This is a genomic window from Pantoea agglomerans (assembly GCF_021397715.1).
Classification (GTDB): domain Bacteria; phylum Pseudomonadota; class Gammaproteobacteria; order Enterobacterales; family Enterobacteriaceae; genus Pantoea; species Pantoea astica.
In genome coordinates this window covers 3,453,834-3,478,507 of record NZ_CP090207.1, presented here as the reverse complement: position 1 = coordinate 3,478,507, position 24,674 = coordinate 3,453,834, and the positions used below count along the sequence as shown (strand labels likewise).

General features: G+C 57.0%; 23 protein-coding genes. 8 read left to right on the top strand and 15 right to left on the bottom strand.

Going from position 1 to position 24,674, the window contains the following annotated elements:
- Complete coding sequence (locus LZU96_RS16715) at positions 1-765, top strand: DeoR/GlpR family DNA-binding transcription regulator (protein WP_233985275.1); 765 nt, start codon at positions 1-3, stop codon at positions 763-765.
- 49 nt (positions 766-814) lie between these two features.
- On the opposite strand, the gene LZU96_RS16710 is transcribed toward LZU96_RS16715, so the two are convergent.
- From LZU96_RS16710 to LZU96_RS16695, 4 genes are all read right to left on the bottom strand, one after another.
- Positions 815-2,107, bottom strand: a complete 1,293-nt coding sequence (locus LZU96_RS16710; RefSeq protein ID WP_233985274.1) for a glycoside hydrolase family 28 protein — start codon at positions 2,105-2,107, stop codon at positions 815-817.
- Between the two features lie 173 nt (positions 2,108-2,280).
- On the bottom strand, positions 2,281-3,090 hold the full coding sequence (gene speD / locus LZU96_RS16705) for an adenosylmethionine decarboxylase (RefSeq protein ID WP_094119293.1): 810 nt from the start codon (positions 3,088-3,090) through the stop codon (positions 2,281-2,283).
- Positions 3,091-3,118: 28 nt separating this feature from the next.
- Positions 3,119-3,982: a polyamine aminopropyltransferase gene (gene speE, locus LZU96_RS16700; RefSeq protein ID WP_233985273.1), complete on the bottom strand. Its 864-nt coding sequence runs from the start codon at positions 3,980-3,982 to the stop codon at positions 3,119-3,121.
- Between the two features lie 105 nt (positions 3,983-4,087).
- Entirely contained in the window at positions 4,088-4,435 is a 348-nt protein-coding gene (locus LZU96_RS16695) for a YacC family pilotin-like protein (RefSeq protein WP_094119295.1), read from the bottom strand.
- Between the two features lie 180 nt (positions 4,436-4,615).
- Here LZU96_RS16695 and cueO point away from each other — a divergent pair, with 180 nt between their 5' ends.
- The gene (gene cueO, locus LZU96_RS16690) at positions 4,616-6,211 is read left to right on the top strand and encodes a multicopper oxidase CueO (protein WP_233985272.1); all 1,596 of its coding nucleotides are present in this window, start codon (positions 4,616-4,618) and stop codon (positions 6,209-6,211) included.
- Positions 6,212-6,213: 2 nt separating this feature from the next.
- On the opposite strand, the gene LZU96_RS16685 is transcribed toward cueO, so the two are convergent.
- Positions 6,214-7,494: a cystathionine gamma-synthase family protein gene (locus LZU96_RS16685; RefSeq protein WP_233985271.1), complete on the bottom strand. Its 1,281-nt coding sequence runs from the start codon at positions 7,492-7,494 to the stop codon at positions 6,214-6,216.
- Between the two features lie 235 nt (positions 7,495-7,729).
- Here LZU96_RS16685 and hpt point away from each other — a divergent pair, with 235 nt between their 5' ends.
- A complete protein-coding gene (hpt, locus tag LZU96_RS16680) occupies positions 7,730-8,266 on the top strand; it encodes a hypoxanthine phosphoribosyltransferase (protein ID WP_233985270.1) in 537 nt (178 codons plus the stop codon).
- A 78-nt stretch (positions 8,267-8,344) separates the two neighbouring features.
- Here hpt and can read toward each other — a convergent pair whose 3' ends face one another.
- Positions 8,345-8,998: a carbonate dehydratase gene (gene can, locus LZU96_RS16675; protein ID WP_233985269.1), complete on the bottom strand. Its 654-nt coding sequence runs from the start codon at positions 8,996-8,998 to the stop codon at positions 8,345-8,347.
- Between the two features lie 108 nt (positions 8,999-9,106).
- Between can and LZU96_RS16670 the strand changes: the two genes are divergently transcribed.
- The 3 genes from LZU96_RS16670 (at position 9,107) to LZU96_RS16660 (ending at position 12,232) form a co-directional block, all read left to right on the top strand.
- A complete protein-coding gene (locus LZU96_RS16670) occupies positions 9,107-10,033 on the top strand; it encodes an ABC transporter ATP-binding protein (RefSeq protein ID WP_031375742.1) in 927 nt (308 codons plus the stop codon).
- Positions 10,030-10,800, top strand: coding sequence for an ABC transporter permease (locus LZU96_RS16665; protein ID WP_089561393.1), 771 nt, complete (start codon positions 10,030-10,032; stop codon positions 10,798-10,800). Before LZU96_RS16670 ends, LZU96_RS16665 begins: the two co-directional genes overlap by 4 nt.
- A 418-nt stretch (positions 10,801-11,218) precedes the next feature.
- Positions 11,219-12,232 carry an acyltransferase family protein gene (locus LZU96_RS16660; RefSeq protein WP_233985268.1) on the top strand — a complete coding sequence of 338 codons (1,014 nt, stop codon included), beginning with the start codon at positions 11,219-11,221 and terminating at the stop codon, positions 12,230-12,232.
- A 56-nt stretch (positions 12,233-12,288) separates the two neighbouring features.
- On the opposite strand, the gene panD is transcribed toward LZU96_RS16660, so the two are convergent.
- From panD to thpR, 9 genes are all read right to left on the bottom strand, one after another.
- Positions 12,289-12,669: an aspartate 1-decarboxylase gene (panD, locus tag LZU96_RS16655; RefSeq protein WP_031375740.1), complete on the bottom strand. Its 381-nt coding sequence runs from the start codon at positions 12,667-12,669 to the stop codon at positions 12,289-12,291.
- Positions 12,670-12,711: 42 nt separating this feature from the next.
- Positions 12,712-13,566 carry a pantoate--beta-alanine ligase gene (gene panC / locus LZU96_RS16650; RefSeq protein ID WP_233985267.1) on the bottom strand — a complete coding sequence of 285 codons (855 nt, stop codon included), beginning with the start codon at positions 13,564-13,566 and terminating at the stop codon, positions 12,712-12,714.
- A gap of 15 nt (positions 13,567-13,581) precedes the next feature.
- Positions 13,582-14,376: a 3-methyl-2-oxobutanoate hydroxymethyltransferase gene (gene panB / locus LZU96_RS16645; protein WP_233985266.1), complete on the bottom strand. Its 795-nt coding sequence runs from the start codon at positions 14,374-14,376 to the stop codon at positions 13,582-13,584.
- An 83-nt stretch (positions 14,377-14,459) separates the two neighbouring features.
- Complete coding sequence (gene folK / locus LZU96_RS16640; protein WP_233985265.1) at positions 14,460-14,945, bottom strand: 2-amino-4-hydroxy-6-hydroxymethyldihydropteridine diphosphokinase; 486 nt, start codon at positions 14,943-14,945, stop codon at positions 14,460-14,462.
- Positions 14,942-16,360: a polynucleotide adenylyltransferase PcnB gene (gene pcnB / locus LZU96_RS16635; RefSeq protein ID WP_233988221.1), complete on the bottom strand. Its 1,419-nt coding sequence runs from the start codon at positions 16,358-16,360 to the stop codon at positions 14,942-14,944. Before pcnB ends, folK begins: the two co-directional genes overlap by 4 nt.
- Before the next feature lie 39 nt (positions 16,361-16,399).
- Positions 16,400-17,326: a tRNA glutamyl-Q(34) synthetase GluQRS gene (gene gluQRS / locus LZU96_RS16630; protein WP_233985264.1), complete on the bottom strand. Its 927-nt coding sequence runs from the start codon at positions 17,324-17,326 to the stop codon at positions 16,400-16,402.
- Between the two features lie 73 nt (positions 17,327-17,399).
- Positions 17,400-17,855, bottom strand: coding sequence for an RNA polymerase-binding protein DksA (gene dksA / locus LZU96_RS16625; protein WP_031375735.1), 456 nt, complete (start codon positions 17,853-17,855; stop codon positions 17,400-17,402).
- Between the two features lie 248 nt (positions 17,856-18,103).
- The gene (gene sfsA / locus LZU96_RS16620) at positions 18,104-18,808 is read right to left on the bottom strand and encodes a DNA/RNA nuclease SfsA (protein WP_233985263.1); all 705 of its coding nucleotides are present in this window, start codon (positions 18,806-18,808) and stop codon (positions 18,104-18,106) included.
- Between the two features lie 12 nt (positions 18,809-18,820).
- A complete protein-coding gene (gene thpR / locus LZU96_RS16615) occupies positions 18,821-19,348 on the bottom strand; it encodes an RNA 2',3'-cyclic phosphodiesterase (RefSeq protein WP_233985262.1) in 528 nt (175 codons plus the stop codon).
- A 36-nt stretch (positions 19,349-19,384) separates the two neighbouring features.
- Here thpR and hrpB point away from each other — a divergent pair, with 36 nt between their 5' ends.
- On the top strand, positions 19,385-21,868 hold the full coding sequence (gene hrpB / locus LZU96_RS16610; protein ID WP_233985261.1) for an ATP-dependent helicase HrpB: 2,484 nt from the start codon (positions 19,385-19,387) through the stop codon (positions 21,866-21,868).
- A gap of 98 nt (positions 21,869-21,966) precedes the next feature.
- Positions 21,967-24,504 carry a bifunctional glycosyl transferase/transpeptidase gene (gene mrcB / locus LZU96_RS16605; RefSeq protein WP_233985260.1) on the top strand — a complete coding sequence of 846 codons (2,538 nt, stop codon included), beginning with the start codon at positions 21,967-21,969 and terminating at the stop codon, positions 24,502-24,504.
- Positions 24,505-24,674 lie beyond the last annotated feature (170 nt).

The following is a 24,674-nucleotide window of genomic DNA, read 5'->3' as shown; positions in this document are numbered from 1 at the left end:
ATGAAGGGACAGAGCCGTCTTGACCAGATTATGGATTACCTAAAAAGTCATAATCTGGTGACTGTTGAGCAACTAGTCAGTGCCATCTCCGCCTCACCGGCTACCATTCGACGTGATTTGATTAAGCTGGATAAAGAAGGGGTCATCAGCCGCAGTCATGGCGGCGTTACCCTCAACCGCTTTATTCCCACGCAACCGACGACGCTGGAGAAAATGCAGCGTAACCTGGCCGAAAAGCAGGCGATTGCGGCCTGTGCTGCCCGTTTTGTTCAGGCGGGCGATTCGGTGGTGCTGGATGCCGGTACCACCATGCTGGAGCTGGCACGGCAGCTGACCCATCTGCCGCTGCGGGTGATTACCGCCGATCTGCACATTGCGCTGTTTTTGTCGGAATTCAGGCAGATTGAGGTGACGATTATCGGGGGTCGCATTGATGATTCCAGCCAGTCCTGTATTGGCGAGCACGGCCGCCGGCTGTTGCGCGGCATCAATCCCGATATCGCTTTTGTCAGCTGTAACTCGTGGAGCCTGGAGCGCGGTATTACCACGCCAACGGAGGAAAAAGCCGGACTGAAACACGATCTGCTGGCCAATGCTTCTCGCCGGATATTGCTGGCAGACAGCAGCAAATATGGTTCCTGGTCGCTGTTTTGCGCCGTGCCGCTGGAAAGCCTGACCGATGTGGTCACTGACTGCCGGTTAGAGGAAGAGGTCGGCCTCGCCCTGCGCGAGCGCGGGATTACGCTCGCACTGACTTCAACCTGAAGACGTTTCAATGGGCTTGTCCCGCAGCCATCTGTCGTCAGAGGTATCGCTAGCGATGATAAGCATCATTCTCTGTCAGCGTTGCGGCGGGTGCATCAACGCTGACCCGTTCAAAGATCAGATTACTGACGCCGGCTATCTTGCCAAATTCCTGCGCCTGTAGCCGGATATCACTGAAACGTAACTGATCAATCGGCTGTTCCGCCGCGCCTTCAATAAAAAACGCGCGTGAAAACAGGGCGGGTTGACTCAGGCTACTGGTAATGTGGCTGATGGTAATATTCTCCACTCGCGTCAGCCCGGCCAGCCCCTCTACGCCCGATGCCAGTTTTCGCCAGTGCGGCGGCTGTTCTGCGTCGGCTGACTGTGCGCTGTAGCTGTACTGCGGGAACCAGTTCAGCTGGAGCATAAAGGGATAGCAAACATCCTCAAGCGTCAGGTGGCGGACAATAATATTGCTGATCCATCCCCCGCGGTTGCGGGCTGACTTAATGCGAAATCCGACTCCGGTACCGGAAAAACGATTGTGCTCGATTATGACGTTTTCAATACCGCCAGAGGTTTCGCTCCCCAGCGTAATGCCCGAGCCCTTCAGCAGCGTACAGTCGCGAATAATAATATCGCGCGCCGTTCTGCCCAGCTGTTGCGCTTCGGCACCGCGTCCCGATTTCACGCAGATATTGTCGTCATTGCAGGAAACGGTACAGCCTTCGACGCGAACCTGCTGGCTGGAATCAATATCGATGCCGTCGGTACTGGGGCCTGTCTGGTTCAGCACCCGCAGACCCTGCAAAATAACCTGCGTTGAATAACAGATGTGAACATTCCAGAAGCCGGAATCCCGTGAGGTAAAGTCCGCCAGCGTCACGTTCTCACTGTGATACACCACCAGGTTACGCGGCCGCTGGCAGTCGTAATCCACCACCCAGCGCAGGCCGCGCTGACTGTATTCCGCCAGCATCCCACTGTTTTCATCATCGCCCCAGAATTTATGCCACCAGACGGCGCCTTGCCCATCAATTGTGCCATTGCCGCACAGCGTGACGTTTCGGCAATGATTGATGTTAAGAAGCGCCGCCGGCCAGACCATATCAATCCCCGCCACGCGGCTGTCGATTTGTGGATAATCTTCCAGCTGCTGACTGCCAAGCAGCACCGCATTGTCAGCCAGCTCCAGCGTCATGTTGCTCTTTAAAAAAAGTGCTCCGCTGAGAAAGCGTCCTGCCGGAATCAGTACGGTATCGCCGTCGGTTGCGCTGTCGATGGCGCGTTGAATCGCCTGGGTAGAAAGAGAGGTGGCGTCCGGTACGGCATCGAAATCCATTACGTTAATTCTTGCCATTTTTTTGCCTGTCATGGGATGAAAGAGAAGCGTCCAGCGCTGAAAATATCATCCTCAGACGGAAAAATTATTGTTGGCGATCGGGTATTGGAGACGTTGCGATGATGGGGAAGTTGAAGTGACAGGGAGGGAAGGCGCGCCCGATGCTGCAGTCAGCGCGCCGCCACCTACGATTACAGCGTCTTTAAGCCCACTGACGGGATATTTCTGCCGTAATAAATTTCACGCATCTCTTTCCACAGCAGGTCGGTGATTCGCTTGTGTTCCTGCGGGCTGAGATCTTCAGGCTGGGTGTTGAACAGGTAGTGCTTGAGATCGAACTCTTTCAGCAACATCTTGGTATGGAAGATGTTCTCCTGATAAACGTTCACATCCACCATGTCATACATCGCCTTCATATCATCCGACATGAAGTTCTGGATCGAATTAATTTCATGATCGATAAAGTGCTTCATCCCTTTTACGTCACGGGTAAAACCGCGCACCCGGTAATCGACCGTCACGATGTCAGATTCCAGCTGGTGAATCAGGTAATTCAGCGCTTTCAGCGGTGAAATCACGCCGCAGGTTGAGACTTCAATATCGGCGCGGAAGGTACAGAGTCCGCCTTCCGGATGGCTTTCCGGATAGGTGTGTACGCAGATATGGCTCTTATCCAGATGGGCCACCACCGAATTTGGCAACGGGCCAGGGTGTTCCGAGTTATCGATATCTTTCGGATCGATCGGTTCTTCGCTGACCAGAATGGTGACGCTGGCACCCTGCGGCTCATAATCCTGGCGCGCAATGTTCAGCACGTTGGCACCAATGATCGAGCAGGTCTCGGTCAGAATTTCGGTCAGACGATTAGCGTTATATTGCTCATCAATGTAGGCAATATAACCATCGCGTTCAGCTTCAGTATTCGCATAGCAAATATCGTAAATACAAAAACTCAGGCTCTTAGTCAGGTTGTTGAAGCCATGTAGTTTTAGCTTTTGCAATTTTATTCACCCCCTTAGAAATGTGCCATCAGCGTGTGGCGGATAACGCATTCAACAGATATTGCGGCAGGGCAAAACTGCCGGTATGGATTGCCGGTGTATAGTAACGGCAGGTCAGGCCAGCGGCCTCAAAACGCGCCTGCAGGGTAGCGCTATCGATCTGGCGCAGCGCCGGATTGTCACTCGCCCAGGCAAAGGTCATGATGCCGCCGTAATAGGTCGGAATTGCCGCCTGATAGAAGCTGACATCGGAAAAATAGTGGCCCAGTTTGCGATGGCTGTTAACCGCTTCATCCTGTTGCAGGAAGCAGACGCCATTCTGCGCCACAAAGATGCCATTTTCATTAAGGGCCGCTTTGCAGCCGGCATAAAATTCTGAGGTAAACAGACTTTCACCGGGACCGATGGGATCGGTGCAGTCAGAGATGATGACATCAAATTTTTCGGTGGTCTGATTGACGAAGTTAACGCCGTCGTCGATCACCAGGGTAAAGCGCGGATCGTCATAGGCACCGGCGCTGTGGTTCGGCAGGTACTGGCGGCAGAAGGTGACCACGCCAGCGTCGATTTCCACCATGGTGATCTTTTCGATCTGCGGATGACGCGACACTTCACGCAGCATGGCACCATCGCCGCCGCCAATGATCAGCACGCTTTTCGCCGCGCCGTGCGCCAGCAGAGGAACGTGGGTCATCATTTCATGATAGATAAATTCGTCGCGCTCGGTGGTCTGCACCACGCCGTCCAGCGCCATGACGCGACCCATCGCGGCATTTTCGAAAATGATTAAATCCTGATGCGCAGTTTTCTCACGATAGAGCTGTTTATCGATGGTGAAATACTGACCAAAACCGGCATGAAGGGTTTCATACCACATTTCATTTTGGGCCATGGTGGGGCTCTCCTCTGATGACATCGCCATGAAAATGGGCGGCACATCATAGCTAACTCTGACCGTGGTTGCACGGTCAAATGTCCAGCAGAAGAGAGAGGAGGATTAGCGGACGTAAGCCAGCAGGCTCAGCGAATCGCGTGCCAGCGACTTACATTTTTTATCGTTGGTGATGGCGATGCCGCTCAGGTCACGATAGCTCTCTTCGCCCAGCGCCTTCATGTTGTAATTGCTGTAGTTGCTTAAATCCCAGCGGTTCTGCTGAGCAAAAAAGACCAGTGCCTTACGGATCTGCGCATCCGGCAGATCCTGATAGCCGCAATCATTTTTCAGATAGACGAACACCGCCGTCAGATCGGCCAGATCTTCCGCTTCGGATTCGCTCAGGGCAAAACTGGTGGAGGAGAAGCCAAGGAGTCCCGTCAGCAGCAGGATCTTAAAGCTTTGCTTCATAATCGTTCTCTTCAATGGATATTGTTAATGACGTTAGCACAGTTACTATCAGGTTTTCGATTAATTTGCCGTACCGTGCGGCTCTCCGCCTTTTTTCGGCTGATTCCGGTGCGTAACGCTTGACCTTCCCATAAGGTCAGGGTTTAGGCTGTCTGCTCTCATGCTACAAGGATGATTACCATGCAACGTCGCCAATTCCTGAAACTCACGGCCGCCCTGAGTGCGGCCGGGGCGCTGCCGCTCTGGAGCCGCTCGCTGATGGCTGCCAGCCGGCCGCTGTTACCGATTCCGTCACTGCTGTTGCCGGATGCCAGAGGCCAGTACACGCTGACCGCTATGCAGGGCACTACGGAGTGGAACGGTAAGGCGGTGCCGACCTGGGGTTATAACGGCAGCTTACTCGGGCCGGCGATAAAGCTGCAAAGTGGCAAGCCCGCCACGGTGAACATTCATAACCGGCTCAGCGAAGCCACTACGCTGCACTGGCATGGGCTGGAGATCCCTGGCGCCGTCGATGGCGGTCCACAGGCCAGCATCGCGGCTGGCGGCTCGCGACAGGTCTCTTTTACTCCCGATCAACCGGCTGCGACCTGCTGGTATCATCCGCATCTGCATGGGAAAACCGGGCATCAGGTGGCGCAGGGATTGGCCGGGCTGATCCTGCTGGAAGATGATGAAATGGGTAAATTGCGGCTGCCGACCCAATGGGGCGTGGATGACGTGCCGCTGATCTTTCAGGATAAACAGCTGACCAAAGATGGCAGTCAGATTGATTACCAGCTGGATGTGATGCGCGCAGCGGTTGGCTGGTTTGGCGACATGATGCTGACCAATGGCGTGCAGTACCCGCAACATGCGGTGCCGCGCGGCTGGCTGCGGTTGCGGTTGCTGAATGGCTGCAATGCCCGTTCGCTACAGGTTGCCGCCAGTGACCAGCGTCCGCTCTATGTCATCGCCAGCGACGGCGGGCTGCTGACCGAGCCGGTGAAGCTGGCGTCACTGCCGATGCTGCCGGGCGAACGTTTTGAAGTGATGATCGATACCTCGGATGGGAAAGCCTTTGATCTGGTGACGCTGCCGGTCGGGCAGATGGGCATGACGCTGGCACCGTTCGACCAGCCGCTGCCGCTGGTGCAGATTTTGCCGCTGCGGGTGATGGCCAGCGCCACGCTGCCGGATCAGCTGGCAACGCTGCCGCCAGTGCCGAAAACCGAGGGGCTGAACACGCGCTGGCTGCAACTGATGATGGACCCGCAACTGGATCAACGGGGTATGCAGGCGCTGATGCAGCGCTACGGTGACAAGGCGATGGGCAAGGGCGGCCACCACGCGATGCCGCAGATGCAGGAGAAAAAGACGGCAGAGCCGATGCCGCCGATGGAAGGTATGGATCACAGTATGCACGGCATGGCACAACCGGCCGGTTATGATTTCCGAAACGGCAATAAGATCAACGGCCAGGCGTTCAACATGACGAAACCGTCCTTTGCGGTGAAGCTGGGCGAGTTTGAGAAATGGACGATTTCCGGCGAGGGCGACGCGATGCTGCATCCGTTCCACATTCACGGCACCCAGTTCCGTATTCTGTCAGAGAACGGCAAGCCACCGGCACCGCATCGTCAGGGCTGGAAAGATATGGTGAATGTCGACGGCTGGCGCAGCGAAGTCCTGGTGCGCTTCAATTACGTCGCCGCCGCCGAACATGCTTACATGGCCCACTGTCATCTGCTGGAGCATGAAGATACCGGCATGATGCTCGGGTTCACCGTCAGCTGAAATCAGGCCTGATCCAGCGCCAGCCGGATATCTTCAATCAGGTCGCCCGCGTTCTCGATGCCGATCGACAGCCGCACCGTGGCATCAGTGATCCCGATACGCTGACGCACTGCCTGCGGCACGCCAGAGTGGGTGGTGCTGCCGGGATGGCTGGCCAGCGACTCGGTACCGCCGAGGCTCACCGCCTGCTTGAACAGCGCCAGCGCATTGAGAAAACGAAATGCAGCGGGCTGACCTCCGACAATATCAAACGAGAAGGTCGAACCGGCGCCGCTGCACTGCTCGTGGTAGGTTTTGCCTTCGGCACTCTCTGCATCCAGATAGGGCAGCCAGTGCAGCTTGGCCACCTTCGGATGATCGCGCAGGAAGGCGGCCACCGCCTCGGCATTGTGAAACGCTTTCTCCATGCGCAGCGACAGCGTCTCCAGCGAGCGGCTGAGCATCCAGCTGGAGTGCGGATCGAGTTGTGTGCCGATAGCGCTGCGCAGCGCGCGGACCTGCGCCATTAACTTTTTACTGCCCATCGCTGCCCCGGCAATCAGGTCGGAGTGACCGCCTACATATTTGGTCAGGGAGTAGAGCGACAGATCGGCACCCAGCGTCAGCGGCTGTTGAAACAACGGGCCGAGCAGCGTATTGTCGCAGGCGATAATCGGGCGAGAGCCCTGCTGCTGGTCAATCTCATCGGCGATGCGCGCCATCAGGCGGATGTTCACCAGGCTGTTAGTCGGATTGGCTGGCGTCTCGATCAGGATCATCGCGACCCGGCCCAGCGTCATCGCCTGCTGCGCCGCTTCACGCACCCGGTTCTCGTCATTCCCGTCGCTAAAGCCGACCGCCTTAATCTCCAGATTGTGCATCGTCTTGCTGAGCAGGGTTTCGGTGCCGCCATACAGCGGCTGCGAATGCAGGATCACCTCGCCTGGTCGGGCAAAGGTCAGCAGCGCCGTGGCGATCGCCGCCATGCCGGAAGAGAACAGTGAACAGCTCTCCGCCTGCTCATAGACCGCCAGCCGATCCTCAACGATTTCACTGTTGGGATGGTTAAAGCGCGAATAGACCAGCCCGCCCGTTTTCCCTTCGGGCGGTTCACGCCGGCCTGAGACGTAATCGAAGAAATCCCGTCCCTCTTCGGCGCTGTCAAAGACAAAGGTTGAGGTCAGGAACACCGGTGGCTTGACCGCACCTTCAGAGAGACGGGGATCGTAGCCGTAATTGAGCATCTGAGTTTCAGGATGCAGCGGGCGATCGCCGATGTGAGTTTTCTTGCTTGATGACGTCATTGAGATCTCCGGCCTGCGGCGCGAGTGGAGTAATGATATGTTGGATAAAGGCTACCATGCAGCGAATCATGCTGGTAAATGCCAGAAAGTTCTAAGGTAATGCGCATTGCAACGACCCCGCGGCGGGCGGCAATAAATTTCGCTACGGTATCGTTTGCTTCGCGCCGATCGCAGCCGCCACGCTGATGACTATGATAGACTTCGTGGCTTTTCTGACGTAACCGGGCTGAAAGCAATGAAACACACTGTTGAAGTGATGATCCCTGAACAGGCAATCGCCGCGCGCATCGCTGAACTGGGCAAAGAGATTAATGACCACTACCGTGACAGCGGCAGTGACATGGTGCTGGTGGGGCTGCTGCGCGGCTCTTTTATGTTTATGGCCGATCTGTGCCGTGCCATTGACGTCCCGCACGAAGTCGATTTTATGACCGCGTCCAGTTACGGCAGCGGCATGTCCAGCAGCCGCGATGTGAAAATCCTGAAAGATCTGGATGAAGATATTCGTGGCAAAGATGTGCTGATCGTCGAAGATATCATCGACTCCGGTAACACCCTGAGCAAGGTGCGTGAAATTCTGCAGCTGCGTCAGCCGAAGTCACTCGCCATCTGTACCCTGCTGGACAAGCCGGAACGCCGGGAAGTGGAGGTCAACGTGGAGTACGTCGGCTTTGCGATTCCGGACGAGTTCGTGGTCGGGTTCGGGATCGATTATGCGCAGCACTATCGTCATCTGCCCTATATCGGCAAAGTGGTGCCGACCGAATCCTGAGTCGCGCACACCGCACCGCACATTCTTCCAAGGCCAGCCGCGCCGGCTTCGTGTAGGCTGTGTCGCGCCTGATGCCGCTTATTTCTCGCTATACAGCAGATTAGCGATGCCGTGACGGTAACGTTGTTCAAGGATTTCGCGGCTGTTTGCCGTAACGTCAAGGTTACGCAGACAGCCGTCATGAATGCCGTAAACCCAGCCATGCAGTGAGACATTTTGCCCGCGTTTCCAGGCAGATTGCAGCACGGTTGAGTGTCCCAGGTTATAGACTTGTTCAACAACGTTGATTTCGCACAGTTTATCCAGACGTTTATCCGGCGGGAGTTCCCCCAGCAACACGCTATGCTTGTACCAGAGGTCGCGGATGTGCAGCAGCCAGTTGTCGATCAACCCCAGTTCCGGGTTATCCATCGCCGCCTGCACGCCGCCGCAGCCGTAGTGACCGCACACGATGACGTGTTCAACTTCCAGCACTTCGATGGCGTACTGCACCACGGAAAGACAGTTGAGATCGGTGTGAATCACCAGATTGGCAACGTTGCGGTGGACAAAGAGTTCACCCGGTTCCAGTCCGGTCAGACGTTCGGCGGGGACGCGGCTGTCAGAACAGCCAATCCACAGGAAGCGCGGTTTTTGTGCCTGGGCGAGCCGCTCAAAAAAGCCGGGATCTTCTTCGACCAGTAATTTAGACCATTCACGGTTATTACTGATCAGGGTATCGATATCTGTCATGGCGTTGAGCGACCGGTTACTGCGCAGAGTGCGTGGGCGTACTATAGGCGAAGGCTTCACAAATTTAAACGGCATCAGATTGCCATCAATACAGGGTATGGATTCGGAATGACATATGCACTGGAACTTTCCCGGCTGACCAAGACCTATCCCGGCGGCGTGCAGGCGCTGAAGGGTATCGATCTTAATGTTGAAGCCGGTGATTTTTATGCACTGCTGGGACCGAACGGCGCCGGTAAATCGACCACCATCGGCATTATCAGCTCGCTGGTGAACAAATCTGACGGCAGCGTCCGGGTGTTTGGCTACGATCTGGAAAAAGATGTGGTCAACGCCAAACGTCAGCTCGGCCTGGTGCCGCAGGAATTTAACTTCAACCCGTTTGAGACGGTGATGCAAATCGTCGTCAACCAGGCGGGTTACTACGGCGTTGAACGCCGCGAAGCCAATGAACGGGCAGAAAAGTACCTGAAACAGCTCGATCTGTGGGGCAAACGCAGCGAACGCGCGCGGATGCTCTCCGGTGGCATGAAGCGCCGTCTGATGATCGCCCGGGCGCTGATGCACGAACCTAAGCTGCTGATCCTCGATGAGCCGACTGCTGGCGTTGATATTGAACTGCGCCGCTCAATGTGGGTGTTCCTGAAAGATCTCAATGCCAAAGGCACCACCATTATTCTCACCACTCACTATCTGGAAGAGGCCGAGATGCTGTGCCGCAATATCGGCATTATCCAGAGCGGGGAACTGGTCGAGAACACCTCGATGAAAGAACTGCTTTCCAAACTCAAATCGGAAACTTTTATTCTCGATCTGGCACCGCGCAGCCCATTACCGACGCTGGAAGGGTTTCAGTACCGTCTGGTGGATACCTCGACGCTGGAAGTGGAAGTGTTGCGCGAGCAGGGTCTGAACAGCGTGTTCAGCCAGCTCAGTGCGCAGGGCGTGCAGGTGCTGAGTATGCGTAACAAAGCCAACCGTCTGGAAGAGTTGTTCGTCGGCCTGACGCAGGGAAAAACAGGAGCAAAAGCATGACACATTTGTACTGGGTGGCGCTGAAGAGCATCTGGGCCAAAGAGATTAACCGTTTCGCCCGCATCTGGATCCAGACGCTGGTGCCGCCGGTGATCACCATGACGCTTTACTTCATCATCTTCGGTAACCTGATCGGCTCCCGGATTGGTGAGATGCACGGTTTCAGCTATATGCAGTTTATCGTGCCGGGTCTGATCATGATGGCGGTGATCACCAATGCCTACGCGAACGTGGCCTCATCGTTCTTCAGCGCCAAGTTTCAGCGCAATATTGAAGAGCTGCTGGTGGCGCCGGTGCCAACCCACATTATCATTGCCGGTTACGTGGGCGGCGGCGTGGCTCGTGGCGTCTGCGTCGGCATTCTGGTCACCGCCATTTCGCTGTTCTTTGTGCCGTTCCATGTCCACTCCTGGACGATGGTGGCGGTGACGCTGCTGCTGACCGCCGTGCTGTTTTCGCTGGCCGGTCTGCTGAATGCGGTGTTTGCCCGAACCTTTGATGATATCAGCCTGATCCCGACGTTTGTGCTGACGCCGTTAACCTACCTCGGTGGGGTGTTCTATTCCCTGACGCTGCTGCCTCCATTCTGGCAGGCCGTTTCAAAACTGAATCCGATTGTTTATATGATCAGCGGCTTCCGTTTCGGCTTCCTCGGCATTAACGACGTGCCGCTGGTATTTACGCTGTCGGTATTGATCGCCTTTATCGTGGTGTTCTACGGGCTGGTCTATACCCTGATTCAGCGCGGGCGCGGATTACGTACCTGATCAATAAAATAAAATTAAAGCCACGCGGTGATAACAGCGTGGCTTTTTTTTGTCCGCCTGGAAATCATCCGCCTTAATCTGGTTGATAGTATTAATTTTAACGTTTTAGTGACATCATAAATTCCCCCTTCATTATTAGCTTTCCGCTGCGGCAGAACTGATTCCGGCTACTGGCTGATAACCTTGAGTATTATCTGATAATAATTTCTTTTTAATTTATATCATCATGATTTTAAAAATCTTAAATTTTTTTAGGAATTGGATTAAATGCTGACTGTTGTTTATTTGTACAATAGTGATCAGGATATCGCCAGATTAACGTTGTTCCTCTGCTCACGGACAGAAAGTGGGAATGTTGAGTATTCAATAAGAAAATGGTCTGCAATCAGGGCCACTATTAAATACAAGGCAGGAAAAGATGAATCGTATTACGTGGATCGATAATCTGCGGGGATTAAGTATTCTCGCCATCATTTTTTTGCATAGCACCATCGCCGTACATAATAATGCCGGACACTTTACCGTCTTCAGTAACCTGTTAAATGAAATGCTTGCACCCGTTCGACTAGGACTGATGTTTTTCGTTTCAGGCTTATTTGTTGATGCGGGCCTCAGAAAAGGGCTGGGTCCTTTTTTTAATAATAAGATCCGCAGTATTCTCTATCCGTTCGTGGTCTGGGTGATTATTTATGGCGGGTTAAAGATCGTCTTCAGCTCAATGGCCAATACCCCGCAATCACCGCTGAATATTATTCTTTCCCACCTGACGGGCGGGGGAGATATGACCTGGTTCCTGCAGTCGCTGTTTATTTTCTTCGTGGTGATTATTTTTGCCCGTCACCTGCCGTTCCTGCTGGTATTCGCGGTCTGCATGGGGCTGAGCTGGGGATTACCGGCGATCGATCCTGACAGCGTCTTTGCCAGCTTTGATAATACCCACGTCAATAAGGCGTTCTATCTGTTCGTCTTCTTCTACCTGGGTGATTACATCGTCAGAAAACAGGTTGATATCGCTGATAAGGTGCAGCATGGGCCGACGCTCATTCTTTCACTGCTGAGCTTTGTGCTGCTCTCCTGCTTAAATATCTTTATGCTGGAAACCCACTCCCCGGCGTTACTGTCGCCGCTGGCGCTGTTGTCAGTACCGTTTTTTGTCTGGATTGCGCTGAAGTTAAAGTCGGGGCTGGTCTACTATATCGGGGTCAATTCTATCGTCTTTTACCTGTCGCACTATCTGGCGATTCAGTTCTTCAGCAAGATGGTGAAGTTTGAAAGCCCGTCAGCCTGGGTCAACGATCTGAAATTTATATCGGCCTTTCTGGTGGCGCTGGCGCTGCCGTGGACGCTGTGTCTGCTCAGGAAACGTGGCTGGTTCAACTTCCTGTTTACCATGAAAAAACCGTCTAAAACGCTTGCCACTAAACCGGTGTAACACGGCGGGTGAGGTGAAAAGAGGGGCACCGATGGTCGATCGGCGCCCTTTTTAGGTCAGGCAACCTGGACGGGGACAGCTTTAGCCAGCCGCTTCATCTGGTTATCGCCTTCAAAATAGGCCACTTTAGGCTGCCACTGGCGCGCTTCTGCATCCTCGACCTGCACGTAAGAACAGATGATCAGAATGTCGCCTTCACAGGCGCAACGCGCTGCTGCCCCGTTGACCGAGATGATTTTTGAACCCCGTTCAGCGGCAATGGCGTAGGTGGAAAAGCGCTGGCCGTTGGTGACGTTATAAATATCAATCGCTTCATATTGCAGAATGCCGGACGCATCGAGAAAGTCCTGATCGATGGCACAGGAACCTTCATAGTTGAGGTCCGCCTGTGTCACCTTCACGCGATGCAATTTGCCTTGTAGAACGGTACGGATCATAGCCAGAAACCTTGTCAGACGAGGAATAAAATGACCTGCAGCTTACTGCGTCAGGTCCACAGTTTGATTATCGATTAAACGGGCATTACCCAGCCAGGCCGCCATCAGCACCACGGCGCGCTGGCTATCAACCGTCAGGGGTTGCAGCGTTTCCGCGTCGCAGATGGCCAAACCATCCGGGCGCAATCCCCGCTCCAGCAGCGTCTGATTCGCCTGTTCAATAATCTCTTCAATGTGGCGTTCGCCGTCAGCCAGCCGCGCCGCCATCTGATTCATAACCTGACTCAGCGCAGGTGCCAGCTTACGTTCGTCAGCGGTTAAGTAGCCATTGCGCGAACTCAGCGCCAGGCCATCTTTGGCGCGCACCGTTGGCACGCCGACAATCTCAATGTCGAAGCCCATATCCGCCACCATCTTGCGAATGATAGCCAACTGCTGAAAATCCTTTTCACCGAAACAGGCAATGTCCGGCTGCACCAGGTTAAACAGCTTGCTGACAATGGTCGCCACGCCGCGAAAATGGCCGGGACGCGTCTCGCCCTCCAGCAGCGAAGAGAGCACCGGGACTTCAACAAAGGTCTGATTCTTCAGGCCGTGCGGGTAGACTTCAGCCGGCGACGGGGCAAACACCACATCAACCTGATGACGGTTCAGCTTCTCGCAATCTTCCTGCAGAGTACGCGGATAGCGCGCCAGATCGTCAGGACGATCAAACTGCATCGGGTTGACGAAGATCGAAACAATCACGATATCGCCGCGCGCACGCGCTTCATCCACCAGCGTTAAATGGCCTTCATGCAGGTTGCCCATCGTCGGTACCAGCGCAATGCGCTTAGCTTGCTGCCGCCAGCGACGCACTTCCCGGCGCAGCATGGGCAGCGTTTCAATGATCAACACGGTGACTCTCCTGAATTACTGGAAACTGTGCTCTGCCGCCGGATAGGTTCCGGCTTCGACGTCGGCGATATAGTGGCGAATCGCGGCGCGGATATCACCGGTCGCGGCCAGAAAGTTTTTGGCAAATTTGGGAATATGGCCACCGGTCACGCCCAGCGCATCGTGCATCACCAGGATCTGTCCATCGGTGACGTTACCGGCACCAATGCCGATCACCGGAATAGAGAGCGCAGCGGTCACGCGCTGAGCCAGCGAAACCGGTACGCACTCCAGCACCATCAGCTGCGCACCTGCCGCTTCCAGCGCCAGCGCATCTTTCACCAGCTGCTCTGCGCCCGCTTCATCGCGGCCCTGCACCTTATAACCGCCAAAGATATTGACCGACTGCGGCGTCAGCCCGAGGTGACCGCAAACCGGCACGGCACGCTCGGTCAGCATCCGCACCGTCTCTGCCAGCCAGCTTCCGCCTTCCAGCTTCACCATGTTGGCTCCGGCACGCATCAGCTGAGCGGCGTTGTCGAAGGTCTGCTGTGGCGTGGCGTAACTCATAAACGGCAAATCGGCGAGCAGCAGCGCCTGAGGCGCGCCGCGCCGTACGGCGGCAGTGTGATAGGCGATATCGCTGACCGTGACCGGCAGGGTGGAATCGTGACCCTGTACCGTCATGCCAAGGGAATCACCAACCAGCATCACCTGAATGCCTTCATCGGCAAACAGGCGGGCAAAACTGAAATCGTAGGCGGTCAGCGTGGCAAATTTTTTGCCGTCGGCTTTCCACTGACGCAGATGTGACATTGTGGTGGGTTTCATGGCGCTCTCTACTCAGAAATTCTGATGGGCGCAGTTTACTGGATAGCGTTCAGGAGCGGAATCGAAGAAGTGAGATTGTGTGCTCAGGCGTGCCAGAGACGGATATCGCGGCTATCGAGCGTCGCCAGAATAGCGCTCAGCGCCCGGCCATCCGGCAGCGTGGCGTCAGGGGCAATCGCCAGCAGCGGCACCAGCATAAAGGCGCGGTTCAGCAGGTCATAATGCGGGACGATCAGCCGATCGCTGTTAATCACCGCTTCGCCAAACAGCATCACATCAATATCCAGCGTGCGCGGGCCCCAGCGTTCCGCCTTGCGGACCCGGCCATGTTCGCGTTCAATCTGCTGGGTATGATCCAGCAACGCGTCCGCACTCAGTGAGGTCTCCAGCGCCACGGCGGCGTTGAGGAAATCAGGCTGATCGGGTGGGCCATAAGGTGGCGTGCGGTAGAACGGGGAGGTGGCAATGCGTTGCGTGTGCGGCAACGCATCCAGTGCGGTCAGCGCTGCATCAACCTGATGCAGCGGATCGGCAAGATTACTGCCTAATGCCAGGTAAACCCGGGTCATGAGGCGTTTTGATTGTCGCGACGCGGAGCTGATGGACGACGGCGTGGACGGCGCGATTTATGACGCGGTGCCGGATCGTCACCCAGGTTGTTCAGCATGTTTTTCTGATGGGGCGGAGCCGCCACCTGAAACTCTCCCCACCACTGGCTCAGGCGCAGCAGTTCCGGGTTGTTCTCTACTTCCGCGCGCAGGGCCAGCAGGTCATAGGCGGCACGGAACTTAGGATGCTCCATCAGCTTCCAGGCGCGTTTACCGTGGCGACGCGACATGCGTAACTGCAGCAGCCAGATATCACGAATCAGCGAGGTAATCCGTTTCGGGATCGCCAGCGCGCGGCAGGCTTCATCCAGCGTATCGTTCATCGCCATCGCAAAGGCTTCGAAATAGGTCAGGCCGCTCTCCTGCGCAATGCGCTCCGCGGTTTCGAGCTGCGGATACCAGAACATGGCGGCGAACAGGAAGGCCGGATTAACGCGCATGTCGTTATGGATGCGGTTATCGGTGTTTTTCAGCACCTGTGCCAGCATCTTCTCCATCAGGCTGTCACTCTGCTCGGTGAAGTTGCGCGCCAGCGTCGGGAACAGCGGCTGGAACAGCTGATATTCACACAGCTTGAGGTAGGTACTGTAACCGTAACCCGCCTGCAGCAGCTTCAGCGACTCTTCGAACAGGCGCGCAGGCGGAATATCACGCAGCAGCGACGCCAGACGCGGGATCGGCTCGGCCGTTTCCGGCGCAATGCTCATATTGAGCTTGGCGGCAAAGCGCGCTACGCGCAGCATCCGCACCGGATCTTCGCGATAGCGGGTTTCCGGATCGCCAATCAGGCGAATGATGCCCTGTTGCAGGTCGTTCAGGCCGCCGACATAGTCGCGCACGCTGAAATCGGCGACGCTGTAGTAAAGACTGTTGATGGTGAGATCGCGGCGCTGGGCATCATCTTCGATAGTACCGAAGATGTTATCGCGCAGCAGCATACCGCTCTGGGCGCGCTGCGAATTGTTGCGATCGTCCTCGCTCTCTTCCACCTGATGATGACCGCGGAAGGTCGCAACTTCGATCACTTCCGGACCAAACATCACGTGCGCCAGACGAAAACGGCGACCCACCAGGCGACAGTTGCGGAACAGCTTGCGCATCTGCTCTGGCGTGGCGTTGGTCGTGACATCGAAATCCTTGGGTTTTTGCCCCAGCAGCAAATCGCGCACGCCACCGCCTACCAGATAGGCTTCATAACCGGCTTTATTCAGGCGATAGAGCACTTTGAGGGCATTTTCGCTGATGTCTTTGCGTGAGATGGTGTGGCTTTCACGAGGAATGATGGTCATAAGACGCTCTGGTTCAACCTCTGCAGGGGCTTCCTCTTCATCACGCTTCAGGACTTTCCGGCAAAAATTAGCTACTCGGGTAAAAATGGGACACCTCGACAGTGGCGTAAAAGGGTGTAGGTAAAATCAGCGGCTAATCATAGCCTGTTGAGAACGATTTGAGAATGCTGTTGTCTCTGCATCCGGTTTCAGGGCGTTGTCATGGGGCATCAAAGCGATATTCCACTGCGACACCGCCTCAGACAGCAGTTTGTCCTGCGTTAAGTCCTGCCAGCCGCTGGAAACAGGTTGGCCGAGGAAGCGTAACGCCGCAACCAACAGCGGTCGCGCATCGCCATCGGGCAAGGACGGCGCATGGTTCTGCTTCGATAACTTATTGCCATCGTGATTCAGCGCCAGTGGCAGATGCAGATAATCGGGCTGCGGCCAGCCAAACTGCTGATAGAGCGCAATCTGCCGTACCGTGGGCTCAATCAGGTCCGCGCCGCGCACTACTTCTGTAATGCCCTGGAAATGATCGTCAACCACCACCGCCAGGTTATAGGCAAACAGCCCATCGCGGCGGTGAATGATAAAATCTTCCTGCGCCAGTCGTGGGTCCACCTGCACGTTGCCGCGTAACCGATCGTCAAACGCCAGTACCGGGTTGTGCTGCCGCAGGCGCAGCGCCGCATTCTCCGGCCCGCGCTGCCGATCGCGGCAGTAGCCATCATAAAAGCCGCCAATCTGCTGAATGCGGCGACGGGTGCAGGTACAGAAGTAACTCTGTCGATGCTGCTGTAGCCAGGCCAGCGCCTCGCGGTAGGCATCGTGGCGCTGTGACTGCCACAGAACCTCACCATCCCAGGTTAAACCGTAGTGCTCCAGCTGATGCAGGATGCGGGTTGCTGCGCCCGGGACTTCACGCGGCGGATCGATATCTTCAATTCGCACTCGCCAGAGACCCTGCTGCGCACGCGCACTCAGGTAGCTGCCTAATGCAGCAATCAGCGAGCCAAAGTGAAGTTCACCAGACGGGGAAGGGGCGAAGCGGCCAATACAGGAGGTGGTCATAGGCAGTAAACGTGACCACGCAGCGGAAAAAACGGTTGTTGTTCCACTGCGTGGCAACGTGCTGGACGCGGCATTAGCCGGCCATTTGTTTCTCACGAATTTCTGCTAACGTCTTACAGTCGATGCAAAGATCGGCAGTAGGACGTGCTTCGAGACGGCGAATACCAATCTCAACGCCACAGGAATCGCAATAACCGAAGTCGTCATCTTCAACTTTCTTCAGTGTTTTCTCGATCTTTTTAATCAGTTTACGTTCGCGATCGCGGTTACGCAGCTCCAGGCTGAACTCCTCTTCCTGCGCGGCACGGTCAACCGGGTCGGGGAAGTTAGCAGCTTCATCCTGCATGTGCGATACGGTGCGATCGACCTCGTCCCGCAATTGATTACGCCAGGCTTCCAGAATCTTGCGAAAATGGGTCAGCTGCGCGTCGTTCATATACTCTTCGCCCGGCTTCTCCTGATAAGGCTCCACCCCAGCGATGGCGAGAATACTCAGGGACGATGTTTTACGGTTTTGCCCTTCTTGCATGTTGTTTCTCCTGGATAACACGCACTATACCCTTCGACTTTCGTCTTGCAGGTGCGTTGCTGCTAGCCTGCTGTTTGACATCTACGGGGTACATCGATCCCCCATTGGGGAAAAAAACAGGCCGCTATAAATAACAGAAGCAGTCAGGGTTGGCAATTATTCGTGAACACACCTTGACAAGCCTGTGAGGAACAGCGTAATTGGGCCTTAGCTCAGAACATTCTTACCACATAAAATTGCAAAAGATATTACAAGGTTACGTTCAGCGGCGTTTTAAGAAACATGCCCGCTGCGGATAAGTCCGCCCGATACGCTAAAACCTCCACGCCTTCCCGCTGCGCCTGGACCAGTTGCTCTGCGTAAGCCACGTCAATGTGACGCGCCGGGGAAACGTCCTCAATCCCCGAGTGCAGAACGGCAAACAACAAAACGGCCCGATGACCTTCTGCCGCGACCATAGCCAGCTCGCGCAGATGTTTCTGTCCCCGAACCGTCACCGCATCCGGAAAATAACCTTTTCCTTCATGTAAAAGGGTTACGGATTTCACCTCAATATAGCAGTTGCGTCGGTCCTGCGCCTTGAGCAGAAAATCAATTCTGCTTTTTTCACTGCCATATCTCACTTCGGCCTGTCGCTGCGAATAACCGGCCAGTTCGGGCAGCCGTTGCTGATCGAGCGCTTCAGCCACCAGTTGATTGGCGCGCAGCGTATTGACGCAGATCCAGTGGCCCTGTTGCGTTTCGGTCAGCTCCCAGCTGTGCGGGTATTTTCGCGTCAGACTGTCTGAGGTGGAGTACCAGACCCGATCGCCAGGCGTGGCACAACCGGTCATGGCGCCGGTATTGGCGCAGTGGATGGTGAGGATTTCACCCTCCGGCGTCTCAACATCGGCCAGAAAGCGTTTGTAACGGGCGATCAAACGGGCAGGTTTGAGGGGGGGAGAGAAGTGCATAAGGTTCCTGGATTAAGGCTGTAACGGCCAGCTGGCCAGCGCGCGATAGCGGGTCCGGCCCTGCACGTAGTCGGAGGCGAACAGAGAAAACTGGCTGACGCGAAAGCGCCAGTGAAAGCCGCGTGGCGGCAGGGCCACCGGCTGGGTTGCATGGCGCAACAGGGTAATGTGCGGATGAAACGGCTGCGGACTCTGGTGACAGCCGTGCCGGGCGGCCTGCGCCCGCAACAGGCTGGCCAGTTGCAACAGACCGCGCGGCGCGCGCTGGCAGCCGAGCCACACCACGCCGGGACGCGGCCAGTGACCGGCATCATCCAGATCGAGATCAAACGCCGGCTGCACAATGCGCGATGCCAGGGTTTGCAGCCGCTGCGCGGTCTCTGGCGTCACCTCACCGAGAAACGCCAGCGTCAGGTGCAGATTGGCGGCGGCGACCGGTCGGCCCGCCTCGGCGGGAAAGGTTTCGGCCCGCCAGCGCACCAGCTGTTGCTGCATCGCGTCAGGCAGGCTGAGGGCAAAAAATAAGCGTTGTGTCGCCATGGCGCTCTCCGGCAAATATCACGGATGAATGCTACAATGCGCGCCATCTTAGCACAGGCAGAAGCGGAGTTTGCTGTGAGCGATTTACCGGTCAGCGCGGTGCTGCCTGACATTCTGGCAGCGCTGAGCCGCGCCTCACAAATCCTGCTGGCGGCACCGACCGGCGCAGGCAAATCAACCTGGCTGCCGCTACAGCTGTTGCAGCAGGCGGAGTTGCCAGGCCGGATCATTATGCTGGAGCCGCGACGGCTGGCGGCGCGCAACGTGGCGCAGCGGCTGGCGGAGCAGCTGGGCGAACAGCCGGGTGTCACGGTCGGGTTCCGGATGCGCGGCGAAAGCTGCGTCGGGCCACAGACCCGGCTGGAAGTGGTGACCGAAGGAATGCTGACCCGGATGTTACAGCACGATCCGATGCTGGACGGGGTTGCGCTGGTGATCCTCGATGAGTTCCACGAGCGCAGCCTGCAGGCCGATCTGGCACTGGCGCTGCTGCTGGATGTCCAGCAGGGACTGCGCGATGACCTGAAGATTATGCTGATGTCCGCCACGCTGGACAACGCCCGGCTGGCGGCGCTGCTGCCGGATGCGCCACTGATCGTCTCAGAAGGGCGCAGCTACCCGGTTGAACGGCGCTACGCCTCACTGAACGCTAACGTACGTTTTGAAGAGGCGGTGGCGCGTGAAGTGGCGCAGCTGCTGCGCGAGGAGCAGGGCTCGTTGCTGCTGTTTTTGCCTGGCGTGGCGGAAATCGAACGGGTTAAGCGCGAGCTGGAATCACGCATCAGTGACGACGTCGACCTGACGCCGCTGTATGGCGCACTGCCGCTGGCGGCACAGCGTCGGGCGATTCTGCCCGCCGAACAGGGAAGACGCAAAGTGGTGCTCGCCACCAATATCGCCGAGACCAGCCTGACCATTGAGGGGATTCGGCTGGTGGTTGACAGTGCGCTGGAACGCAGTGCGCTGTTTGATGCCCGCAGCGGCGTGACGCGTCTGCAGACTCAGCGCATCAGTCAGGCCTCGATGACCCAGCGCGCCGGACGTGCCGGACGTTTAATGCCGGGCATCTGCCTGCATCTGCTGCCGCAGGAGCAGGCGTCACGCGCGGCGGCACAGAGCGAAGCGGAAATCCTGCACAGCGATCTCTCCTCACTGTGGCTCGATCTGCTGCAGTGGGGCTGTACCCAGCCGCAACAGCTGCAGTGGCTTGATCTGCCGCCGGCCAGACATCTGGCAGCGGCGCAGCAACAGTTAACCCGCCTCGGCGCGCTGGACAATCATGGACTGCTCAATCCGCAGGGACGGCGGATGGCCGCGCTGGGCTGCGATCCCCGGCTGGCGGCGATGCTGTGCGCCGCCGGGCAGGATGCTGATGCGGTCGCCAGCGCGGCGCTGCTGGTGGCGATTCTGGAAGATCCGCCGCGCAGCGGCGGTGCCGATCTGCGTGATGCGCTGCACCGGCCGCAACCGCAGTGGCTGCGTCGGGCGCAGCAGTGGCAGCGACGGATCAAGGTCAGCGGCGGTCGGGTGGATGAGGATCGCTTCGCCAGCTTGCTGGCGGCAGGATTTGGCGATCGACTGGCGCGACGGCGAGACGAGAGCGGCCGTTATCAGCTGGCCAATGGACTGGGCGCCCGGCTGGATCAGCAGGATGGCCTGACCCGCAACGCGTGGCTGATCGCCCCGGCGCTGTTGCAGGTCAGCGCCACGCCGGACGCACGAATGCTACTGGCGCTGCCGGTCGATATTGAGGCGCTGTGTCAGCAGCAGCCAGCGCTGATTGAACGCCGGACCGAAGTGGAATGGGATGAGGAGAAAGGCACGCTGCGCGCTTTCCGGCGTGAGCAGATTGGCGCGCTGGTGCTGAAAACCCAGCCGCTGGCCCGCCCGGAACCGGCGGTGCTGCACGCAGCGATGCTGCGCTGGATCGCCGAAAAAGGTCTGGCGGTATTGGGCTGGACGCCGCAGGCGGAGCAGCTGCGGCTGCGCATCCAGTGTGCCGCACAGTGGTTGCCGGAAGAGTCGTGGCCGGCGGTGGATGACGCCGCGCTGCTCGACAGCCTCTCGCAGTGGCTATTGCCGCAGATGTCCGCCGTGCGCGATCTGAAAACGCTGCAATCGGTAGACCTTGTCAACGCGCTATTACATTTACTCACATGGTCACAACGTCAGCGGCTGGATAGTGCGCTGCCAACTCATTACACTGTGCCGACCGGAAGCCGGCTGCCGATCCGCTATGATGCAGACAAGCCACCGGCGCTGGCGGTGCGGATTCAGGAGATGTTTGGCGAAGCCACCAATCCTGCCGTTGCGGAAGGTCAGGTGCCGCTGGTGCTGGAGCTGTTATCACCGGCGCAGCGCCCGTTACAGATTACCCGTGACCTGGCGGCGTTCTGGCGCGGCGCGTACCCGGAGGTCCGCAAAGAGATGAAAGGACGCTATCCTAAACATCCCTGGCCAGACGATCCGGCCACCGCCTTGCCAACAAGGCGCACCAAAAAAATGTCCCCGCAGGGTTGAGACCGCTGGATCGAATTCAGAGGGTTCTGCCATGCGGAACGCCAGAAAGCAGTTAGAGTAGCGGCGCAGCCGTAAGCTATGCCTGGAGAATAAAAGCAATGTCTGGGAACGATCGCGAACCTATTGGGCGCAAAGGTAAACCGTTGCCGCCGCGCAGCAGCGCGCGCCGGGGACGCCGCAGGGATATCGAACAGGATATCGATCAGGACGATTTTAATGATGACGAGGAGGAAGCGCCGGTGCCACGTAAAGGTAAAGGTGGAAAACCGCCGCGCGGCAAACGCCGTTGGCTGGGATGGTTAATTAAGCTGTTCCTGGTGTTTGTGGTGGTCATGGCCGCGTGGGGCGTCTACCTCGACTCGGAAATTCGCAGCCGGATAGACGGTAAAGTGTGGCAACTGCCCGCCACCGTTTATGGCCGTATGGTCAGCCTTGAACCGGGGATGGCCTACAACAAAAGTGAAATGGTCGCGCTGCTGGAAGGGACGCAATACCGCGAGGTGTCACGCATCACCCGGCCTGGCGAGTTTTCGGTCAAAGGCAACACCATTGATCTGCTGCGTCGTCCGTTCGATTTCCCCGACAGTAAAGAGGGGCAGATCCACGCACGGATGAGCTTCAGCAAAGATGAGCTGAGCGAGATTAAAAACCTCGATACTGGCCGCGATTTTGGCTTTTTCCGCCTCGATCCGCGACTGATCACCATGCTGCAATCGCCGAACGGTGAACAGCGTCTGTTCGTACCGCGCGCCGGTTTCCCGGATCTGCTGGTCGATACGCTGATTGCCACCGAGGATCGCCACTTCTACGAACATGACGGCATCAGCCCCTATTCGATTGGTCGCGCCTTCCTCGCCAACATCACGGCCGGGAAAGCGGTGCAGGGCGGCAGTACGCTGACCCAGCAGCTGGTAAAAAACCTGTTCCTCACCAACGAGCGTTCGCTGTGGCGTAAAGCGCGTGAAGCCTACATGGCGGTGATCATGGATGCGCGCTACAGCAAAGACCGCATTCTGGAACTCTACCTGAACGAGGTGTATCTCGGTCAGGCTGGCAGCGATCAGATTCGCGGCTTCCCGCTGGCCAGTCTCTACTACTTTGGTCGCCCGGTTGATGAGCTGAGTCTGGATCAACAGGCGATGCTGGTCGGCATGGTGAAAGGCGCGTCACTCTATAACCCGTGGCGTAACCCGAAACTGGCGCTGGAACGCCGCAATCTGGTGCTGCGCCTGTTGCAGCAGCAGAAAGTGATCGACCAGGAGCTGTATGACATGCTGTCGGCGCGTCCGCTGGGCGTGCAGCCGAAAGGCGGGGTGATTACGCCGCAGCCAGCCTTTATGCAGATGGTGCGTAATGAACTGCAGGCGAAGCTCGGCGACAAGGTGAAAGATCTCTCCGGCGTGAAGATCTTCACCACCCTCGATCCGGTCTCGCAGGATGCGGCGGAAAAAGCGGTGATCGACGGCATTCCCACGCTGAAAAAACAGCGTGGCCTGAAAGATCTGGAAACCGCGATGGTGGTGGTTGACCGCTTCAGCGGTGAAGTGCGCGCCATGGTCGGCGGTGCCGATCCGCAGTATGCCGGTTACAACCGTGCGCTGCAGGCGCGCCGCTCGATCGGTTCACTGGCCAAACCGGCGACCTATCTCACCGCGCTGAGTCAGCCGAACAGCTATCGCCTGAACAGCTGGATCGCCGATGAGCCGATTGCGCTGAAGCAGCCCAACGGCAGCGTCTGGAAACCGATGAACGACGACCGTCGCTTCAGCGGCAAAGTGATGCTGGTGGATGCGCTGACCAACTCGATGAACGTGCCTACGGTGAATCTGGGGATGACGCTGGGTCTGGATGCGGTGGTTGATACCTGGAACAAGCTGGGCGTGCCGAAAGATCAGCTGCATCCGGTGCCCGCGATGTTACTGGGCGCGTTGAACCTGACGCCGGTTGAAGTGGCGCAGGCGTTCCAGTCGATCGCCAGCGGCGGCAACCGCGCTTCGCTGTCGGCGGTGCGCTCGGTGATCGCGGAAGATGGCAGCGTGCTCTATCAGAGCTATCCGCAGGCGCAGCGCGTTGAGCCGGCTCAGGCGGCCTATCTGACGCTCTACACCATGCAGCAGGTGGCGGATCACGGTACGGCGCGTGCGCTGGGGGCGCGTTTCCCGAATGCCCACCTGGCGGGCAAGACCGGAACCACCAACGATCTGGTCGACAGCTGGTTTGCCGGTATCGATGGTAAAGAAGTGGCAATTACCTGGGTCGGTCGTGACAACAACCAGCCGACCAAACTCTATGGCGCCAGCGGGGCGATGCAGCTCTATCGCCGCTACCTTGACAACCAGGCACCGATGCCGTTGCAGCTGACGCCACCGGAAGATGTATCACTGATGAACATCGACTCGGCCGGCAACTTTGTCTGCGGCAGTGGCAGCAGCACCTGGCGTTCACTGCCGGTCTGGGCGCTGGACCCGAATGCGCTGTGTCAGCAGCAGCAGCAACAGGTCCAGCAGCAGCAACAGCTGTTTGATCAGCAACAGCAACAACAGCAGCAGCAACAGCAACAACCGGCTCAGCAACCGCAGGAGCAGAAAGACAGCGACGGCGTAGCGGGATGGATAAAAGATATGTTTGGTAAATAATTTCACCAGACTGGTTAAAAAGGGCGCTTCGGCGCCCTTTTTTTGTGCCTGATCAATACCGGTTAATCGCGCTACAAACGGCGTCACGCCTGGGATTTATCCTTGCAGTCCCGGCGGCGTTTCGCATATTATCCGACCGTTATAATAATCATTATCGTTTCGATTCGCCT

What these genes read in the sequence shown, in the direction of transcription:
- LZU96_RS16715 (WP_233985275.1), top strand. Translation starts at nt 1, where the DNA reads ATGAAGGGACAGAGCCGTCTTGACCAGATTATGGATTACCTAAAAAGT.
- LZU96_RS16710 (WP_233985274.1), bottom strand. Translation starts at nt 2,107, where the DNA reads ATGGCAAGAATTAACGTAATGGATTTCGATGCCGTACCGGACGCCACC.
- speE (WP_233985273.1), bottom strand. Translation starts at nt 3,982, where the DNA reads ATGGCCCAAAATGAAATGTGGTATGAAACCCTTCATGCCGGTTTTGGT.
- LZU96_RS16695 (WP_094119295.1), bottom strand. Translation starts at nt 4,435, where the DNA reads ATGAAGCAAAGCTTTAAGATCCTGCTGCTGACGGGACTCCTTGGCTTC.
- cueO (WP_233985272.1), top strand. Translation starts at nt 4,616, where the DNA reads ATGCAACGTCGCCAATTCCTGAAACTCACGGCCGCCCTGAGTGCGGCC.
- LZU96_RS16685 (WP_233985271.1), bottom strand. Translation starts at nt 7,494, where the DNA reads ATGACGTCATCAAGCAAGAAAACTCACATCGGCGATCGCCCGCTGCAT.
- hpt (WP_233985270.1), top strand. Translation starts at nt 7,730, where the DNA reads ATGAAACACACTGTTGAAGTGATGATCCCTGAACAGGCAATCGCCGCG.
- can (WP_233985269.1), bottom strand. Translation starts at nt 8,998, where the DNA reads ATGACAGATATCGATACCCTGATCAGTAATAACCGTGAATGGTCTAAA.
- LZU96_RS16670 (WP_031375742.1), top strand. Translation starts at nt 9,107, where the DNA reads ATGACATATGCACTGGAACTTTCCCGGCTGACCAAGACCTATCCCGGC.
- LZU96_RS16665 (WP_089561393.1), top strand. Translation starts at nt 10,030, where the DNA reads ATGACACATTTGTACTGGGTGGCGCTGAAGAGCATCTGGGCCAAAGAG.
- LZU96_RS16660 (WP_233985268.1), top strand. Translation starts at nt 11,219, where the DNA reads ATGAATCGTATTACGTGGATCGATAATCTGCGGGGATTAAGTATTCTC.
- panD (WP_031375740.1), bottom strand. Translation starts at nt 12,669, where the DNA reads ATGATCCGTACCGTTCTACAAGGCAAATTGCATCGCGTGAAGGTGACA.
- panB (WP_233985266.1), bottom strand. Translation starts at nt 14,376, where the DNA reads ATGAAACCCACCACAATGTCACATCTGCGTCAGTGGAAAGCCGACGGC.
- folK (WP_233985265.1), bottom strand. Translation starts at nt 14,945, where the DNA reads ATGACCCGGGTTTACCTGGCATTAGGCAGTAATCTTGCCGATCCGCTG.
- gluQRS (WP_233985264.1), bottom strand. Translation starts at nt 17,326, where the DNA reads ATGACCACCTCCTGTATTGGCCGCTTCGCCCCTTCCCCGTCTGGTGAA.
- dksA (WP_031375735.1), bottom strand. Translation starts at nt 17,855, where the DNA reads ATGCAAGAAGGGCAAAACCGTAAAACATCGTCCCTGAGTATTCTCGCC.
- sfsA (WP_233985263.1), bottom strand. Translation starts at nt 18,808, where the DNA reads ATGCACTTCTCTCCCCCCCTCAAACCTGCCCGTTTGATCGCCCGTTAC.
- thpR (WP_233985262.1), bottom strand. Translation starts at nt 19,348, where the DNA reads ATGGCGACACAACGCTTATTTTTTGCCCTCAGCCTGCCTGACGCGATG.
- hrpB (WP_233985261.1), top strand. Translation starts at nt 19,385, where the DNA reads ATGCGCGCCATCTTAGCACAGGCAGAAGCGGAGTTTGCTGTGAGCGAT.
- mrcB (WP_233985260.1), top strand. Translation starts at nt 21,967, where the DNA reads ATGTCTGGGAACGATCGCGAACCTATTGGGCGCAAAGGTAAACCGTTG.